The sequence below is a fragment of the Ammoniphilus sp. CFH 90114 genome (assembly GCF_004123195.1).
Taxonomy (GTDB): Bacteria; Bacillota; Bacilli; order Aneurinibacillales; family RAOX-1; genus YIM-78166.
The window spans coordinates 35,608-53,695 of the sequence record NZ_SDLI01000003.1 but is presented as its reverse complement, the minus strand read 5'-3'; the positions used below and the strand labels follow the sequence as shown (position 1 = coordinate 53,695).

The following is an 18,088-nucleotide window of genomic DNA, read 5'->3' as shown; positions in this document are numbered from 1 at the left end:
AACTAGTAGATGCGTTAGAATAGGAGTAAAGCGAAAAAGGAGCGGGTATCTTTGGATTTATTAAACAATAACAAAAAGAAGGGCATCGACTTAAATATTATCAGCAACACGAATACCCATGGTGGGTTCGGAGCTGGGATGATCAATTTAAGCAATGTGTCTTCCGTTATCATCGAAGGGGAAGAAGCCTACATTGACCTTGGCGCCCTTCATGCGAAGAGTAAAGTGGAAAAAGGGATTAAGTTCTTGACGAACAAGGATGAAGTTCCAAATGGAAAGAAATGCTTTATTGTTTGGGTTGCAGCGGATCGTAACGAGCAAGGAGCTTATTACGCAGGAGCCGCGTCATGTGAGATGATCGTAGATCGTGAAGCGCGCCGAGGATGGAAGATCCTTGCCGACCACGTCAATCGGATGGATGCAGCCATGAAGCGAAAAATCATGCTGGATAACCTTGATGCAACGGAGAAGGCTTCGCTGAAAAAATTGTTGATTGAGAACAATCCTACGATGTGGGAGAACTCTTCTGATGCGTTGAAAGAAGCTTTAGCTTAGTCCAAAATATGAATTTTTTTGACAGGCAATTGTCTCGAGAACCAAAAAGTTGTAAACTAGTTTATGTTGTTTACACACTGAAACAACAGGACAGACAAAAGGGGTAGGGATTCCTACCCCTTTTGTTGTTCTGTCAGATCGCTCTAAGACTAAACCTTACGTATCGATATCGCCGTGAAGAGGAACAATAACTTTATCCCGATCGGTGAGGTGAAAGAGATGAACAACAATCAAGATCATTTTGCACGCCATGGCGGCGTCCATTTTTCCAATAACGTTTCTCATGAACAAATTAACGAGTTTGTACGTCAGCTGCCTGCTGGAAGGCGAGAGAGCTTATTTGAAGTGTTACAGGAGCTTCAGAGTAATGGCTTAATCACCATTCATAATGACCATGTGTTTACCGATGGTGAAGGCAAACTTGGTGGAAGTGAAGAGTGTTAATTTAGGTCAAAAAAGGGTGCCTCATTTACGAGGCACCCTTTCCTTCTGTTGATTGCAAATAAACTGCTATATTTTGCAAATATATATCCACAATTTGCAAATATAATCATTCTACCAATGAAATAACCTCCTCCAGAATGACTGCTCCTTCGGTGGTTGTTCCTCCACAGGCTGTTCTGGATCCATTCCTGGCGGAAGATGATCCGTACAGTACTCCGTCGGTTCGGTCCCTTCAGCAAAGTATAGCAGCTCCTGTACGGGACAGTAGGCAGTGGCGAGCTTGTTGTTCTGCGGATTGATGTACACCGCGTTTACACCGTCTGGTACTTCGAACATCGATGGAGGTCTGCCTTCTAAAGCGGATTCCATAAACTCAGCCCATAATGGCACAGCGAGCCTAGAGTCCTCTACAGGGTCCATTTTCATCCCCTCGTCATAGCCTGTCCAAACGGCCAGAGAGAGCTGTGGAGTGTACCCAACCAGCCAGGAATCATAATCTGTGGTTCCTGTCTTCCCGGCTACAGGGCGATGAAGCTGTGAGGCTACCCGAAAACCGGTTCCACCTTCCTCGAACACACCTTGCATCAAATGGGTGAGCAGAAATGCAGGTACGGGATCGGTAACTCTTGCCGTTGCACCCTTTTCTTCTACAATGACTTTTCCTTCTTGGTCCTCAATTCGAACGACTGCGATAGGTTCTGTCTTTTCTCCAAGATTAGCGATAGCAGCGTAAGCGACGGCCATCTCCAAGGGAGAAACAGGTACGGTACCGAGAGCAAGGGATGGAATAGCTGTCATATTACTTTGGATTCCTAAACGCTGTGAAGCTTCTATAAGCTTGTCTTCCCCAAGGAGCATATGTGTCTTTACAGCATAAATATTATCTGATCGAGCAATAGCTTGGTGAAGATTAATGTAATCATGAGGGTAAGAATCTCCAAAGTTCTTGGGGATATATTCCTTATTATTTCCATAGGTAAAGATTGTTGGTTCGCTCTTTAACTCTGATAAAGGTGTAAAGCCATTTTCCAGAGCAGCGAGGTATAAGAAAGGTTTGAAGGATGAACCTGGTTGTCTCTTGGCAAATACTCGATTGTACTGACTCTCTTTATAATCACGTCCACCGACCATCGCTTTAATGGCCCCGGTTTTAGGGTCAAGAGCAACTAAGGCAGCTTGCAAAGGCCGATCTTTAGGCAGATACTTTTCAACGACAATTTCTGCTTTCTCTTGCATCACAGGATCAAGTGTCGTGTAAATCTTTAAACCGCCGTTAACGAGTTGTTCCTCCGAGATTTGGTACTTCTGCTTTACTAAATAAGTTACATAGTCTCTGAAATAAGGGGCAATAACCCTCTGTTCCGTGGGGACTAATCCAACTAACTGAAATTCTTCAGCATAAGCAAGATCTGCTTGCTCTGTGGTGATATAGCCTTGATTAACCATTGCATTTAATACCAAGCGTTGACGTTGTTTGGCCATCTCCATATTTAAATAAGGAGAATAGAAAGCAGGGCCTTTAGGGGCGCCAGCAAGTATCGTCGACTCTGCCAACGTGAGTTCCGAAACATCTTTGCCAAAATAAGTTTTTGCTGCTGCCTGTACCCCGTAGGCGGAGTGGCCGTAATAGATTTGGTTTAGGTACAGAGAGAGGAGCTGGTTCTTAGAGTAATTCAGTTCTAGCTGAATCGTAAATATCGCTTCTTTTATTTTACGCTCCCAGGTTTTATCTAAGGTAAGATAAAGATTGCGAGCCAACTGCTGGGTAATTGTGCTGGCCCCCTGAACTTTTGCCATATGTTGAATATCTACTACGATAGCACGAGCTAGACGAAGAAAGTCGAAGCCAACATGACTGTAAAAGTTCTTATCTTCAATAGAAATGGTTGCCTGAATCAGTTCGGGAGGAATTCTCTCTAGAGGAACCACGGTCCGATTTTCCCCACTAAACAAGGTATCAATCACTTCCCCATTCTCCGCATAGATCGAAGTAGTTTGTTCTATGAACGAAGGGGGAAGGGGTTGGGATCGCAAGTATAGTAAAAAGAAAGTTAAGAGAATGGCCGATAGTAATAGACCGATAAGAGCAAGCGTGAAGACTTTACGCATAAAGCGAAACATGCGACGAAGTGGAATATGACGAATGACTTCCACAAAAAATTCCTCCTTTCCTGGATTTACAAGGTTATAACTTTTATCCATTATGGGGAATTCTATTAAATCTTATACTACCTCTATTGCATATAGGGGGGTGACCGCATATAATGTAATTTGTTGTTTGAAATGGTATGGATAAACTTCTCAACATAGACAAACACTACCGATAACTATTGCAAAAAATATAGGAAATGAGGAATGGAACATGGGAGGACTTTGGTTTACTGAAAAGCAAACAGAGAACTTTGGAATTACAATTAAGATCAATAAGACTTTACATACAGAACAAACCGATTTTCAAAAGCTAGAAATGGTGGAGACAGAAGAGTTTGGCAATATGTTATTACTTGATGGCATGGTTATGACAAGCAAAGTGGACGAGTTTGTATACCACGAGATGGTGGCTCATCCTGCTTTGAATACGCACCCGAGTCCTAAGACTGTCCTCGTTGTTGGTGGGGGAGACGGTGGAGTCATTCGCGAAATCTTGAAGCATGAGAAAGTGGAGAAAGCCGTCCTCGTTGAAATCGATGGGAAAGTAATAGAGTATTCGAAGAAGTATTTACCTGAGATTGCTGGTGAGTTGGACAACCCGCGTGTCGAAGTACAGGTTGACGATGGTTTCATGCATATCATTAAGAGCAAGGACTTATACGATGTCATCATGGTTGACTCTACAGAGCCTGTTGGACCTGCAGCACCTTTGTTTGAGCGTGGCTTCTATCAAGGAATTTTTGAAGCATTGAAGGAGGATGGAATCTTCGTTGCTCAAACAGACAATCCTTGGTTTAAAGCAGATCTGATCCAAAAAGTAAACAGAGACGTTCGTGAGATCTTCCCAATCACACGCACTTACATTGCCAACATCCCGACTTATCCGTCTGGTATGTGGACATTTACCCTTGGTTCTAAGAAGTATGATCCTTTAACAGTGAAGGAAGAAGACATTAAGGATCTACCAACCAAATACTACTCTCCTGAACTTCACCAGGCTTGCTTTAAGCTTCCGAAGTTTGTAAAAGCACTAGTTGAATAGGAGGGCGCCAAACCATGAGATTTGATGAAGCTTATTCCGGCAATATTTTTATTGGGGCACAGCAAGATTACGAAAAAGCCCAAGTTGTCATCTATGGAATGCCTATGGATTTTACGGTCAGTTTTCGTCCGGGTTCTCGTTTTGGTCCTCAGCGTATCCGCGAGGTGTCTATCGGGTTGGAAGAATACAGTCCTTACGTAGACCGTCATTTAGAGGAAGTGAACTATTACGATGCAGGGGACATTCCTCTCGCTTTCGGTAATCCAAGCCGCAGCTTAGAGTTGATCGGAGATTTCGTGGGGAAAGTATTAGCGGATGGTAAGTTTCCTATTGGCTTAGGTGGAGAGCATCTTGTTTCCTGGCCTATCATTCAGGAAATGTACAAGAAGTATCCGGATATGGTTCTTTTCCACTTTGATGCCCATACGGATCTTCGTGATCATTATGAAGGCGAACCCTTATCCCATGCGACTCCCATTAAGAAAGCCTGCGATTTAATGGGTGGGAAGAACGTATACTCCTTCGGCATTCGTTCTGGCTTAAGAGAAGAATTTGCTTGGGCGAAGGAGAATATGAACCTTTATAAATTTGACGTGCTTGAGCCGCTTAAGAAGGTACTACCAACGATCGGGAACCGTCCGGTTTACCTCACGGTCGATATCGACGTGTTAGACCCATCTGCGGCCCCTGGAACGGGCACATTAGAAGCGGGAGGTATTACCTCTAAGGAATTGCTAGCTTCTATCCATGCCATAGGGGAAGCAGGAATCAATGTAGTGGGATGTGACTTGGTTGAAGTCGCTCCTGTTTATGATCCTTCCGAGCAAACTCAAATTGTAGCATCTAAAATCGTTCGTGAAATGATGCTTTCTTTTATTAAATAGGAGACGCAGTGAGGGCTGACCTTTTGAGGGTCAGCCCTTGTTTTTCCTACCCAAAATGCCTAAAATAAGAAGAATATAGGTAAGATAGGTGATTCCATGCAGTCCGTGACAATACATATTACAACGAATATAAAACAGCAAGGTCAGAAGCTGGAACAAACCTGTTCTGGAAAGTTATTTCCCAAAGGGGAGGGCTGGTATCTTGTTTACAAAGAAGATCTGGGAGAGAACCAAGAGGTTTCGTCGACGATCAAGCTCTCTAAGGAACAGGTAACGATCATCCGCACAGGATCGATACGCATGAGACAGGAATACATTCCGGGACAATGGACGGAAGGAAAGTATGAAGGTCCTTTTGGCATGATGTGGATGGAAACCAAGACGGATCATATAGATTTCAGCGAGAGGCACATGTCCTTGAGCTATCAATTAAAGTTGAACGGTGAAGATATGGGCCGCTATGAAGTGGCTATGAAGATGGAGGCTAAGTCATGAACATTGTTGAAAAAGTAAAAGAGACGATTATTGAAGAGATTAAAGAAGCTGCGCTTAAAACGGGGCTTGTGGAAGCAGAGCAAATTCCTACCTTTGTACTTGAAATTCCAAAAGAGAAGACACACGGGGATTATGCGACGAATATTGCCATGCAATTAACCAAAATTGCCAGAAAGCCTCCTCGTCAAATTGCTGAAGCCATCGTGGAGAACCTGAATACGGAGAAAGCTAGCATCTCTAAAGTAGAGATTGCAGGACCTGGTTTTATCAATTTACACATGAACAATACCTATCTTACAGCTGTGATTCCACAAGTGATTGGGGCTGGTGAAAATTATGGCCGGACGGACTATGGACAAGGGATGAAAATCCAAGTTGAGTTCGTCAGTGCGAACCCGACAGGAAGCTTGCACTTAGGACATGCCCGTGGAGCCGCCGTAGGGGATGCTCTCTGCAATGTGTTGGATATGGCTGGTTTCGAGGTAAGCCGAGAGTATTATATTAATGACGCAGGGAACCAGATTGCGAATCTCGCGCTTTCCATTGAAGCAAGATATATGCAAGCCTTAGGTAAGGATTGGCCCATGCCGGAGGATGGCTACCATGGTCAGGATATTGTTGAATTTGGACAAGAGCTTGCAAAAGAAGCAGGGGAGAAGTACGTCTCGTTAACTCAGGAAGAGAGATTCCAGTTCTTCCGTGACTATGGATTGAAAAAAGAGCTAGCGAAGCTTAAATATGATTTGAAGGATTTTGGTGTGGAGTTCGACGAGTGGTTCAGCGAAACCTCACTCTATGAAACGGGAGCTGTTGTAGAAATCGTAGAGAAGCTTCGTGAACGCGGCTATATCTTCGAGCAAGATGGGGCGACATGGCTTCGTTCTACCGATTTTGGTGATGACAAGGATCGTGTATTAATTAAAAATGATGGCAGCTACACGTATTTAACTCCAGACATCGCTTATCATCAGAACAAGTACTCTCGTGGCTTCGAGAAATTGATTAACATATGGGGAGCAGACCATCACGGGTATATCCCTCGTATGAAGGCTGCGATGCAGGCTCTAGGCTATAATGCCGATCAGCTTCATGTCATCATCAATCAGATGGTAAGCTTGTACCAAGGCGGAGAGAAAGTGAAGATGTCTAAGCGTACAGGAAAAGCCGTTACGATGCGTGACCTTATGGAAGAGGTAGGAACCGACGCGGTAAGATATTTCTTTACGATGCGCAGCTCCGATGCTCACTTGGATTTTGATATGGATCTTGCGGTTTCTAAGTCCAACGAGAATCCAGTATTCTATGTTCAATACGCCCATGCTCGAATCTCTAGCATCTTCCGTAAGGCACAAGAAGAAGGGGTGCAATGGGAAGATGCCACTGCTAATCTTAACTTGATTACTTCGGAGAAAGAAGTAGAATTGCTGAAGAAGGTCGGACAATTCCCAGAAGAAATAAGTGTAGCCGCAGATCAATATGCGCCACACCGTATCGTGCGATATGCGCATGAGCTAGCTACGCTGTTCCATAGCTTCTACAATGCGGAGCATGTGGTAACAGAGGATAAAGAACTAACGATTGCTCGTTTAAGCCTGCTGAAGGCTGTACAAGTGACGCTGCGTAATGCGTTGAGAGTGATAGGAGTAAGTGCTCCGGAGAAGATGTAACCAATGTGAAAAAAGGTGCCTCGGCCATATAAGCCGAAGCACCTTTTACTTTTATATTATTAGATTACCCCTTGAACGATCATTGCGTCCGCTACTCTCAAGAAGCCTGCAATGTTAGCTCCTACGACGAGGTTTCCAGGGTGGCCGTATTCTTCTGCTGCCTTCACGCTGTTTCTGTAGATGTTGATCATGATCTCGTGAAGCTTAGCATCTACTTCTTCGAATGTCCAAGACAATCTCATGCTGTTCTGAGCCATTTCTAGTGCGGATACAGCTACGCCACCCGCATTAGCGGCTTTCGCTGGAGCGAATAGTACCTTGTTATTTAGGAACACATCAATAGCTTCTAAGGAAGAAGGCATGTTAGCTCCTTCTCCAACGGCTTTCACCCCGTTAGATACCATGATCTTCGCAGCCACATCATTGATCTCATTCTGAGTCGCGCAAGGAAGAGCAATGTCACATGGGATAGACCAAATTCCTGAGCAACCCTCGAAATATTGAGCTTGTGGATGTTCTTTTACATATTCGCTGATTCTCTTTCTCTCTACTTCCTTTAGTCTCTTCACAGTATCAAGGTTGATGCCGTTCTTGTCATAGATATAACCATTGGAATCGCTGCAGGCAACGACCTTAGCACCTAGTTGGGTGGCTTTCTCTATAGCGTAAATGGATACATTACCAGATCCAGAGACGACCACTGTGCTTCCATTGAAGCGGAGGCCTTGATCCTTAAGCATCTCTTCCACGAAGTAGACAGTGCCGTATCCTGTAGCTTCTGTTCTAGCAAGGCTTCCACCGTATCCAACGCCCTTACCGGTTAGGACTCCTGCTTCATATGCTCCACGAAGTCTCTTATACTGTCCAAACATATAGCCTATCTCTCTAGCGCCAACTCCGATATCTCCGGCAGGAACGTCAAGATCCGGACCAATATGCTTAGAGAGCTCCGTCATGAAGCTTTGGGTAAATCTCATAACTTCTCCGTCTGATTTTCCCTTCGGATCGAAGTCAGATCCACCCTTACCTCCGCCAATCGGCTGTCCGGTAAGAGAGTTCTTAAAGATTTGTTCAAATCCGAGGAATCGGATGATACTGGCATTAACAGAAGGATGGAAACGCAATCCTCCCTTATAAGGTCCAATAGCGCTATTAAACTGAACACGGAAACCGCGGTTTACTTGTACCTTTCCTTGATCGTCAACCCAAGGAACTCTAAACGTAAACATTCTTTCCGGCTCGGAGATTCTCTCAAGGATACCTTGTTCCATATATTTAGGATGTTTAGCAAAAACGGGAACAAGAGAGTCAAAGATCTCTTTTACTGCTTGATGAAATTCGCTTTCACCTGGATTTCTTTTCTTTACCGTTTCATAAACTTCCGCTACATAAGCTTGTGCTACTTGCCATTCGCTCGGTTTCACTTCAATTAAAGTTGCCATGATCCCACATTCTCCCTTATCTCATCTTTTTTTTCTCTTTTTTTATAAGTACATGATTAGAAACCTAATCAGACTCCGTTATAGACATAGTGCTAATGATAAATTTCTTAAATTTTCACTTTGCTTACCTCTACCTGTATTTTATAATGGTTAATTAATCGAATCAATTCATAGATTAGATGATATTAATGCCATATTGATATGAATTGGGAAAACAGGAGTGGATAAGCAGTGGATTTTCGGCAGATACAATACTTTATTGAAGTGGCTAATCGAGAACACGTGACGGACGCGGCCAATGCTTTACATGTCGCCCAATCTGCTGTCAGCCGGCAAATCTTCAACTTAGAGTCGGAGTTAGGTGTGGATTTGTTTATAAGGGAAGGGCGTAATGTTCGGTTAACGCCTATCGGCAAACGTTTTTTAGTTCATATGGAGGAAGCTATAAAAATTATCGAGAATGCGAAGCGGGAAGTAGAAGAATATTTAGATCCTGAAAAGGGAACGATTCGCATCGGTTTTCCTAGTAGTTTGGCGGCATATACCCTACCTACCGCCATTTCAGCTTTTCGAGAGCTGCATCCGGAGGTGAAATTTCAACTTCGCCAAGGTACTTATCACGGCCTTATTGAGTCGGTTATTAAGGGAGAGATGGATATGGCTCTGATTGCCCCTCTTCCGAAGAGAGAAAAGAAGGTCAAGGGTGATATCTTATTTATGGAAAGGATTGTAGCTCTGCTGCCGTCTAATCATCCTCTAGCAGGTCAACGTTCCCTAAAGCTAAGTGAGTTGAGAGAGGATTCTTTCGTATTATTCCCACGTGGCTATATTTTGCGAGAGATGGTGGTCAACGCTTGTCAGGAAGTTGGATTTGCTCCGGAGGTTTCGTTTGAGGGGGAAGATATTGATGCGATAAAGGGATTGGTTTCAGCTGGACTAGGAGTCACTCTGGTTCCAGAAATCACGTTAATTGACAGCCTGCCGCGTTCAACGGTTAAGCTGCAGATTAGCGAGCCCCGAGTGGACCGTACGGTGGGAGTTATTATTCCAAATGATAGAGGTTTATTGCCTACAGAACAGCTTTTCTATGAGTTTTTGAAAAAATTCTTTACTCGCTTAGGGGGATTTGATAACCACTTTTAGGCTCCGCGGTATGAAATGGACATGGGATACCTTATTTCATACAAAAAATGGATAGGCGTCTATTAAGCGGACAAGGAGTTCGTTATATACTCAAAAAAAGTGTCCGAGGTGCGTATATGAGCGAAATAGCGGAATGTATGTCCGTCCAAAATCACTTCGAAACGATTTTAACTCAATTAAGATGCCTGATGTCCGCTAAGAAGAGGAGGGGAGCCTCTGTGATGGCTCCCCCTAACCTGCAATTAATGATCTCCATGGTTTCCTTTGTCTGGATTAGTGGCGGACCAATTATCTTGCTCTGGGTTGTAATCGATGATTACTCCATCTAAGAATTCATTCCCCTTCTCAAGAATTACTTCTAGGCCAGAGGCTTCAACGACTTCATCCTTTTCACTTGGCTTGTCTAAACCTAGGCCGTAATGGGCATGGTCTCCATGGGCATGAGAAACATAGACACGCAGCTTGAGTTCTTTATCTTCGACTCCAGCCAATATTTCTTTAATCTTTGTTACGGCATTATCCGTTAGGGTACATTTCATTTTGGAAGCTCCTTTATGGTTAATATGGCTATTGTAACGCAATAACAAAAGTAAAACAAAACGGATAGAACACTTGAACCAATTATTCCCTTATACTATAGTTAATGTGAAGAAAGATGCCGGATAACCGGCACTGCAGATGAGAACTCAGCAGCTTGTCTAAAAGGGGGTACACCACGAGATGCGGCAGGAACCAGTCACACATGAAATGCTGGAAGCTATACTAGGAGCGATTGATGAAGGGATACATGTGGTGGATGCAAAGGGGGTAACCATTTACTACAACCATGTAGCGGCTAAATTGGACGGGCTGTCGGTTGAAGAAGTGATGGGCCATCATCTGCTTGAAGTATTTCCATCTTTAAACGTAGAGACAAGCACCTTGCTTAGGGTAATCGAAAATGGTGATCCCATCTACCATCAGCATCAACGATATACCAATAAGAAGGGTAACCAGGTAATTACCGTGAATACAACCCTACCCATCCGAGTGGATGGACAGCTCGTAGGGGCAGTCGAGGTGGCAAAGGATATTTCTAAGGTGAAGGAGCTCTCCGAGAAATTGGTCGATCTTCAGGCTCAGATTGCCCAGAAAACTCAAATGCCAGGAAAGAAAAAGCAAGGATCCAAGGGGGAATCGGGAGCCAAATATCGGTTCACGGACTTAATTAGTCAGAGCCGTAAGATGGAGGAGTTAAAGCAAATGGGGGAAAAAGCAGCACAAACTCCCTCACCCATCCTCATTATGGGGGAAACCGGAACAGGTAAAGAGCTAGTCGTTCAATCCATTCATAATGCCTCCCCGCGGAGCAACGCAGCCTTTATTGCACAGAATTGTGCAGCTTTGCCTACTACTTTGTTAGAGGGAATCCTGTTCGGAACGACGAAAGGGAGCTTCACCGGAGCGGAAGATCGGCCGGGCCTATTTGAACTGGCAGATGGAGGGACCTTGTTTTTAGACGAGATTAATAGTATGCCGCTTGAGCTCCAGGCCAAGCTGCTTCGCGTTATTCAAGAGAGTCGGGTGCGCAGGGTGGGAGGTATGCAAGAGACAACAATCGATGTTCGGATTATCGCTGCACTAAACGAGGATCCGCAATTGGCTGTGAGAGAAAATCGACTTCGTTCGGATCTTTTTTATCGTCTGAATGTTGTTGCTATTCCTATCCCTCCTTTACGAGAACGGAAAGAGGATATTCCGATCCTCATTCATCATTTCATACAAAAGTTCAATTATCTCTTTGGAAAATTAGTTACTGGGGTTAGTAAAGAGGCAGAGGCGATTATTCTGCAACATGAGTGGCCAGGAAATGTGAGAGAATTAGAACATACCATTGAGGCTGCCATGAACCTAGTAGAGGGGGATCGGATTGAGCGGGACGACCTGCCGTTTTATCTGCAGCAAGTCCGTCCTGTGAACCAGACTTCCATTCCAACCCTTCCTCAATTCGAAGACAATATGTCTCTCCCCGACGCGGTGAAGAGGGTGGAAGAAGAGATGATTCGAACAGCACTTGCGCAAACGGACGGAAATATTATGCAAGCAGCAAAGCAACTAGGCATTCCACGTCAAACCCTTCAGTATAAGTTATCTAAGCTGGATTCTTGAGGATCTAAGAGGATTCTTAAATATTTTTAAGGATATCAAGGGTTATCTTTATATAATAGGGATAAAAGTGGAAAAAGACTGGAAATGACGAGTGGAGCGTTTTGTTCCTTTTTCTTCCACCTTGTATAATGAAGCTTGTGAACAAATCAATTCTTCAAACATGAAGTAGATACAGTGAGTAAGCAGTCCGTTGCGAGCATGGGTATGCCCTTTATCTATCACATAAATGAAGGACGGATCGATGTTAGTGACGATTATCTTAGGAGACTGTACATAAGCTGAGAGCTGTATTGAAAAATGGGCAGGATAGGAGACTGGGACTTCCGCTGGCTCAAATGGGCCAGGGGTAGACTATCGCAAGATGGTTTAGGGTGAGTCGTCACTGGCGAAACCTGGGTACTCTAACCTCTATGTAAATAGAGGAAGAGCTCAGGTTTTTTTATTTGTCTTGGAGTTTGAATTGGCATGATTTTTGCATAATTATTTTTAAGATCTATATTCCGGTGTTTCATCCAGCGAACTAAAAACAAGGAGGATGATGCGAGATGTTAACGAAGAGAAGACATTGGAGCGAAGTTAATCTTTGGAAGGATGTTTCGGAAGAGCAATGGAATGACTGGTTATGGCAATTAACGAATACGATAAGAACGGTTGATCAATTAAAGCAGGTCGTAAACTTAACGGCTGAGGAAGAGGAGGGTGTCCGCATTTCGACACAGACCATTCCTTTAAACATTACCCCTTATTATGCTTCTCTTATGGATCCAGATGATCCAGAGTGCCCCATCCGTAAGCAATCAGTACCCATCTCCGCAGAAATTATGAAAACAAAGTACGATTTAGAGGATCCACTTCACGAAGATGAGGACTCTCCAACACCGGGATTGACTCACCGCTATCCCGATCGAGTGCTGTTCCTTATCACAAACCAATGCTCGATGTATTGCAGGTATTGCACACGTCGTCGATTCTCGGGTCAAGTGGGAATGGGTGTACCTAAGAAGCAGCTGGATGCAGCCATTGATTATATCCGAAATAATCCTGAGGTCCGAGACGTATTGTTATCTGGAGGCGACGCGCTGTTAGTTAACGATCGGATTTTAGAATATGTCATTCGTAACCTTAGAGCGATCCCTCATGTTGAAATTATCCGGATCGGGACTCGCGCGCCCGTCGTATTCCCGCAAAGAATTACAGAAGATCTTTGTAATATGTTGAAAAAGTATCATCCTGTTTGGCTCAATACTCATTTTAACACCTCACTTGAGATTACCCCTGAAGCCAAGAAGGCCTGTGAAATGCTTGCGAATGCAGGAGTTCCTCTAGGAAACCAGTCTGTTATCCTGGCAGGTGTCAATGACAGTGTTCATATCATGAAGAAACTCATGCATGACCTCGTAAAAATCCGAGTACGCCCTTATTATATTTACCAATGCGATTTGTCTGAAGGAATTGGGCATTTCCGTGTACCTGTATCAAAGGGCTTAGAGATCATTGAAAATTTACGCGGCCACACATCTGGCTATGCTGTGCCGGCCTTCGTGGTAGATGCGCCAGGAGGCGGGGGGAAAATTACGCTTCAGCCAAACTACATGATCTCACAAAGTCCAGAAAAAGTGGTTCTGCGCAATTTCGAAGGTGTGATCACTAGTTACCCTGAACCTAAGAACTATGTCACAGGGAAAGCGGACGCATATTTCAATAAGGTGTATGGAATTGAGGAGCCTAAGCCTACCGTCGGTATTGCAGCCCTTATGAATGATGACCAGTTTAACTTAGTGCCGGAGGGGCTAAGGCGGATGAGCAAGCGAGAAAATTATCATTCGCAGGAAGGTCATAGTTCGTTGAAGGATCGTAGAGAAAAGCGAGACGAAATGAAGATGAAGCTAAAGAATAAAGATGATCAGGAAAAAGCGTCTTCTTAAGAGGAACTAGCTCCCAGTTGGCCGATATTGAACTCGTGAGGCACAGATTGATCTATTTCAAATGAAGGGGGTACCAGGGCTAACTCTGGTACCCCCTTATAGTAAAAGTTACACTTTAAAATAATCCACTGCTCTCTTCAACTCGGAGGCCATGGCGCTCGTTTCTTCAGCGCTAGCCGATACGGTTTGCATCGCAGCAGAGGTTTCTTGGATGGATGCTGATACTTGCTCCGCGTTGGCTGCCGTATGTTCAATTACGTTAGCTAGAGAGTTGATCAGTTCCACGATTTTCTCCGATGTGGCTACTTCAGCTGTGGTGATGTCTCGAATACCATTTACTTGGGATAAGGCATCATCAACAGCTGTTAAAATGTTTTCTAGGGCAAGCCCAGCTTGAGATACAATTTGAGTGCCTTCTTCTACTTCTAAGCGGTTTTGTTGCATAGAAGAAACGACATCCACCATACTTTTGGAAACCTTGTTAATGAGTTCAGATACTTTACTTGCTCCGTCGTTGGACTGTTCGGCAAGTTTACGCACTTCGTCGGCAACAACAGCGAATCCTCGGCCATGTTCCCCAGCTCGCGCCGCTTCAATGGATGCATTTAAAGCTAACAGATTGGTTTGGGCTGCGATACTTGTAATCATGTTGGTGATGGTCTGAATCTCTTTGGTATATTGATTTAAGGTTGTGATCAGTTCTTCCATCTGGAGAGTTCGGGATTGGATGCTATCCATCTTCCGGATAGTATGATCGACAATTTGTTTTCCATTTGTAGCCGTAGAATAGGTGGATTCGGAATTGTGCTGCGCTTCAGTTGCTTTTTGTTTAGCGATTTGGATTAAAGATGATAACTCTAACAATACTTTGGAAGCATCAACTACGGACTGATTTCCGGTTTCAGCTGCTTGGGCGACGTCACACGTACTAGTGGAAATCTCACCAACAGCAGCGGTTACTTCTTGAGCAGAGGCAGCCATCTCCTCAGAGGCCGCAGCCAATTCTTCTGCGGAAGTTCTAGCTGTACCCACTAGCTGACGAAGATTTTGAACCATAAGATTAAAGGAATCCGCTAAATCTTTAATTTCATCCTTATTTTTGACAGAGATATCTTCAACCGTTAAATCTCCACCTGAGATTCGTTTTGCCTCTTCTGAGAGTTTTACTATAGGAAGGGAGATATTCCTTCCGGCTATCCAACCGATGAACACAGCTAGAATAGCAGAAAACAAAATGACCACCCCTAATATGATAGTAGAAGTGTTAAAATTAACATTGTTGGCTTGAAGGGCTTGGTTAGCCGCCTGCTCGTTTAAATCCATTAATTCTAAAAGGGCAACACTTGCTTTAGTAAATGGTTCTCTTCCTTTTTTAATTCCCTCGAAGGCTTCCGGATAGTCACCCTTACGAATCAATCCGATGTTTAGATTTACCCGTTCTGAAAACTCTCCCCAAGCTCCTTTAAATTCTTCGAATTTTTCTTTTTCCGCCATACTCATGGTCGTTTTCTCATAAGCTACTATAAGCTCATTAATTTCCACGAGATTTTTGGCCGCTTGTTCTGTCGTGGCCGGGTCTTCATTTAAAATGGCCTGCAACATTTGAACTCTTGTATTCTCGGCGAATTTACTTATTTTCCCTAGCTTAGACATCGGAAGGAGCTGATTTTGATACATTTTCTCCCCGTTTTCGTTAATGGTATAGGCGGTGAACATAGAGTATACCCCTACACCCAACATCAGCGCTACGATAAAAAGAAATGATAGAATGAGCTTCCTTGTTAATCTGGCCATATTAATCTCTCCCCCATAAATAAAAACCAACCCTTGTAATCATTCATTATAAAGAAAATGAAGTCTGTTATTTGTTAAAACTTTTCAACACTTATGGTAGGAAAAAAATGGATTACATAAATGAATGATCATTCAACTTTGTTAATTAATTTGATATAGTGTTCATAATCAGAAAATTAAAGGAGTGAAATGGATTGGCTTTTATTAATTTTATCGTCTTCCTTGCTGTTACGGGTTACGCTGTCTATTTGTTTGCTCATCTTATATATAGCCGCGTAACGTTCATTAAATTAGGAAAAAAGTCAGATCTAAAGCAAGATACTAAACAACGTCTTCATGAGATTCTTGTTAATGTATTCGGGCAGAAGAAGCTTATGAAGGATCCTAAGAGCGGGCTCATGCACGTGATCATGTTCTATGGGTTTATCATTTTACAGTTCGGAGCCATAGAATTGATTATTAAAGGGTTTGTGAAGGGGTTTACATATCCTATTGGAGGAGCTCATCATTTCTTTAGCATGAGTCAAGAAATTACGACGCTCCTTGTCTTATTGGCAGTGGGCTATGCCTTTTATCGAAGATATGTGGAGAAGCTTCCACGTTTAAAGCGCGGATTGAAGTCCGGATTAGTAATTATCTTCTTAACTGTACTAATGTTGTCCATTTTCCTATCTCTTGCCTTCGAGCAAATTTGGATAGGTTATGAAGGATTCCTTGGCTTTGCTCCGATCTCATCTGTTATCGCTGGCCTGTTTTCCTCGATGAGTCCAGAGGCAGGAGCTGTTCTGTTTTATATTTTCTGGTGGGTGCACTTGTTAACCTTGCTTACCTTCTTGGTCTACGTACCACAATCCAAGCACGCTCATCTCTTGTTTGCTCCAGTGAATGTGGCTCTTCGTGATACCAAACCAGTTGGAAAACTTACGTCTATTGACTTTGAAGACGAAACACAGGAGGTTTACGGGGTAGGAAGGATTGAAGATTTCCGCCAAAATCAATTGATTGATTTATATGCCTGTGTGGAGTGTGGACGATGTACTAATATGTGCCCCGCATCGGGAACGGGCAAGACGCTATCCCCTATGGATCTTATCGTAAAGATGAGAGATCACCTTACGGAAAAAGGGGCGGTGGTAACCTCCCGAACACCTTGGATGCCTAACTTTGCTTTCCCTAACAACAAAGGTAATCATCTGGCTATGCAAGCTTCAGAAGTGGCAGCGACGAGTGAAGGCTCAGCAGTAGAAGCTCTAGAATACGATGTGAATCTCATTGGCGATGTCATTACAGAAGAAGAGCTCTGGGCCTGTACGACCTGTCGCAATTGTGAGGATCAATGTCCAGTGGCAAACGAGCACGTAGAGAAAATTGTGGATATGCGCAGGTACTTGGTATTAACGGAAGGGACTATGCCGCATGAGGCAACTCGTTACTTCCAGAACATTGAGAGGCAAAGTAATCCGTGGGGGATCAACCGAAAAGAGCGAATTAAGTGGCGTGACGAACGGCGGGACATCGAAGTGCCAACCGTGGCAGAAGTAGAGGAGTTTGAATATCTATTTTGGGTAGGCTCGATGGGAGCGTTCGATAAGCGGAGTCAAAAGATTGCTCAATCTTTCGCGAAAATCATGAATGTGGCAGGCGTAAAGTTTGCGATTCTTGGAAACGATGAACGCAATTCGGGTGATACCGCTCGCCGGATGGGGAATGAATTTTTATTCCAACAGCTTGCTCAAGAAAATATCGGAAATTTTCAGGCTTGTGAGGTGAGGAAAATCGTCACGATTGACCCTCATGCCTATAATACGTTTAAACATGAGTATCCTGAATTTGGTCTTGAGGCAGAGGTCTATCATCATACCGAGCTAATCTATCAGTTAATAAAAGAAGGACGAATTAAACCTACGAAACAAGTAAAGGAAGCGATTGCCTATCATGATTCCTGTTACTTGGGACGCTATAACGACATTTTTGATCTCCCCCGACAAATTTTAAAATCCATTCCAGGCGTAGAAGTGCTAGAGATGGAGAGGAACCGGGAGGATGCTATGTGTTGCGGTGCTGGTGGCGGCATGATGTGGATGGAAGAGACGCAAGGAAAGCGCGTGAATGTGGAACGCACGGAACAGGCTCTTCGGTTAAACCCCACCACGATTGGAAGCAACTGTCCATATTGCCTCACGATGTTAAGTGATGGTACGAAAGCGAAAGAAATGGAAGAACAAGTGAAAACATTAGATATTGCCGAAATAGTTGAAAAATCGTTATAGAAATTTGGAATGTTCTGGATGTATAATAAAGGGAGAAAGCGCCTTAATAGGAACGGATGTGGAAAACTTGGCCGTGGATATCGCTATGTTAAGCGAGCGCGGTCAAAGGTTTTCCTCTTTAACAACAG

14 protein-coding genes are annotated in these 18,088 nt (G+C 43.7%); 10 read left to right on the top strand and 4 right to left on the bottom strand.

Annotation, left to right across the window (positions count from 1 at the left end):
- Positions 1-51: 51 nt before the first annotated feature.
- Positions 52-555: a YwhD family protein gene (locus EIZ39_RS07925; RefSeq protein ID WP_129199266.1), complete on the top strand. Its 504-nt coding sequence runs from the start codon at positions 52-54 to the stop codon at positions 553-555.
- Positions 556-774: 219 nt separating this feature from the next.
- Complete coding sequence (locus tag EIZ39_RS07920; protein ID WP_129199815.1) at positions 775-999, top strand: hypothetical protein; 225 nt, start codon at positions 775-777, stop codon at positions 997-999.
- A 111-nt stretch (positions 1,000-1,110) separates the two neighbouring features.
- Here EIZ39_RS07920 and EIZ39_RS07915 read toward each other — a convergent pair whose 3' ends face one another.
- Positions 1,111-3,153, bottom strand: coding sequence for a transglycosylase domain-containing protein (locus tag EIZ39_RS07915; RefSeq protein ID WP_129199264.1), 2,043 nt, complete (start codon positions 3,151-3,153; stop codon positions 1,111-1,113).
- Between the two features lie 208 nt (positions 3,154-3,361).
- Between EIZ39_RS07915 and speE the strand changes: the two genes are divergently transcribed.
- From speE to argS, 4 genes are all read left to right on the top strand, one after another.
- The gene (speE, locus tag EIZ39_RS07910) at positions 3,362-4,192 is read left to right on the top strand and encodes a polyamine aminopropyltransferase (protein WP_129199262.1); all 831 of its coding nucleotides are present in this window, start codon (positions 3,362-3,364) and stop codon (positions 4,190-4,192) included.
- Between the two features lie 14 nt (positions 4,193-4,206).
- The gene (gene speB / locus EIZ39_RS07905) at positions 4,207-5,076 is read left to right on the top strand and encodes an agmatinase (RefSeq protein WP_129199259.1); all 870 of its coding nucleotides are present in this window, start codon (positions 4,207-4,209) and stop codon (positions 5,074-5,076) included.
- A 96-nt stretch (positions 5,077-5,172) separates the two neighbouring features.
- Complete coding sequence (locus EIZ39_RS07900) at positions 5,173-5,571, top strand: YwiB family protein (protein ID WP_129199257.1); 399 nt, start codon at positions 5,173-5,175, stop codon at positions 5,569-5,571.
- Positions 5,568-7,238, top strand: a complete 1,671-nt coding sequence (gene argS / locus EIZ39_RS07895) for an arginine--tRNA ligase (RefSeq protein ID WP_129199255.1) — start codon at positions 5,568-5,570, stop codon at positions 7,236-7,238. Before EIZ39_RS07900 ends, argS begins: the two co-directional genes overlap by 4 nt.
- 59 nt (positions 7,239-7,297) lie before the next feature.
- On the opposite strand, the gene gdhA is transcribed toward argS, so the two are convergent.
- Positions 7,298-8,680, bottom strand: a complete 1,383-nt coding sequence (gdhA, locus tag EIZ39_RS07890; protein ID WP_129199253.1) for an NADP-specific glutamate dehydrogenase — start codon at positions 8,678-8,680, stop codon at positions 7,298-7,300.
- A gap of 231 nt (positions 8,681-8,911) precedes the next feature.
- Here gdhA and gltC point away from each other — a divergent pair, with 231 nt between their 5' ends.
- Positions 8,912-9,823 (top strand): glutamate biosynthesis transcriptional regulator GltC, encoded by a 912-nt coding sequence (gene gltC / locus EIZ39_RS07885; RefSeq protein WP_129199251.1) that lies wholly within the window; start codon positions 8,912-8,914, stop codon positions 9,821-9,823.
- Positions 9,824-10,065: 242 nt separating this feature from the next.
- Here gltC and EIZ39_RS07880 read toward each other — a convergent pair whose 3' ends face one another.
- Positions 10,066-10,362: a HesB/IscA family protein gene (locus EIZ39_RS07880; RefSeq protein WP_129199249.1), complete on the bottom strand. Its 297-nt coding sequence runs from the start codon at positions 10,360-10,362 to the stop codon at positions 10,066-10,068.
- Positions 10,363-10,543: 181 nt separating this feature from the next.
- On the opposite strand from EIZ39_RS07880, the gene EIZ39_RS07875 reads away from it, so the two are divergent.
- Positions 10,544-11,971 carry a sigma-54 interaction domain-containing protein gene (locus EIZ39_RS07875; RefSeq protein ID WP_129199247.1) on the top strand — a complete coding sequence of 476 codons (1,428 nt, stop codon included), beginning with the start codon at positions 10,544-10,546 and terminating at the stop codon, positions 11,969-11,971.
- 545 nt (positions 11,972-12,516) lie between these two features.
- Positions 12,517-13,896 carry a lysine 2,3-aminomutase gene (gene kamA, locus EIZ39_RS07870; protein WP_129199245.1) on the top strand — a complete coding sequence of 460 codons (1,380 nt, stop codon included), beginning with the start codon at positions 12,517-12,519 and terminating at the stop codon, positions 13,894-13,896.
- Between the two features lie 108 nt (positions 13,897-14,004).
- On the opposite strand, the gene EIZ39_RS07865 is transcribed toward kamA, so the two are convergent.
- Positions 14,005-15,690: a methyl-accepting chemotaxis protein gene (locus tag EIZ39_RS07865; protein WP_129199243.1), complete on the bottom strand. Its 1,686-nt coding sequence runs from the start codon at positions 15,688-15,690 to the stop codon at positions 14,005-14,007.
- Positions 15,691-15,884: 194 nt separating this feature from the next.
- On the opposite strand from EIZ39_RS07865, the gene EIZ39_RS07860 reads away from it, so the two are divergent.
- Positions 15,885-17,960, top strand: coding sequence for a (Fe-S)-binding protein (locus tag EIZ39_RS07860; protein WP_129199242.1), 2,076 nt, complete (start codon positions 15,885-15,887; stop codon positions 17,958-17,960).
- Positions 17,961-18,088 lie beyond the last annotated feature (128 nt).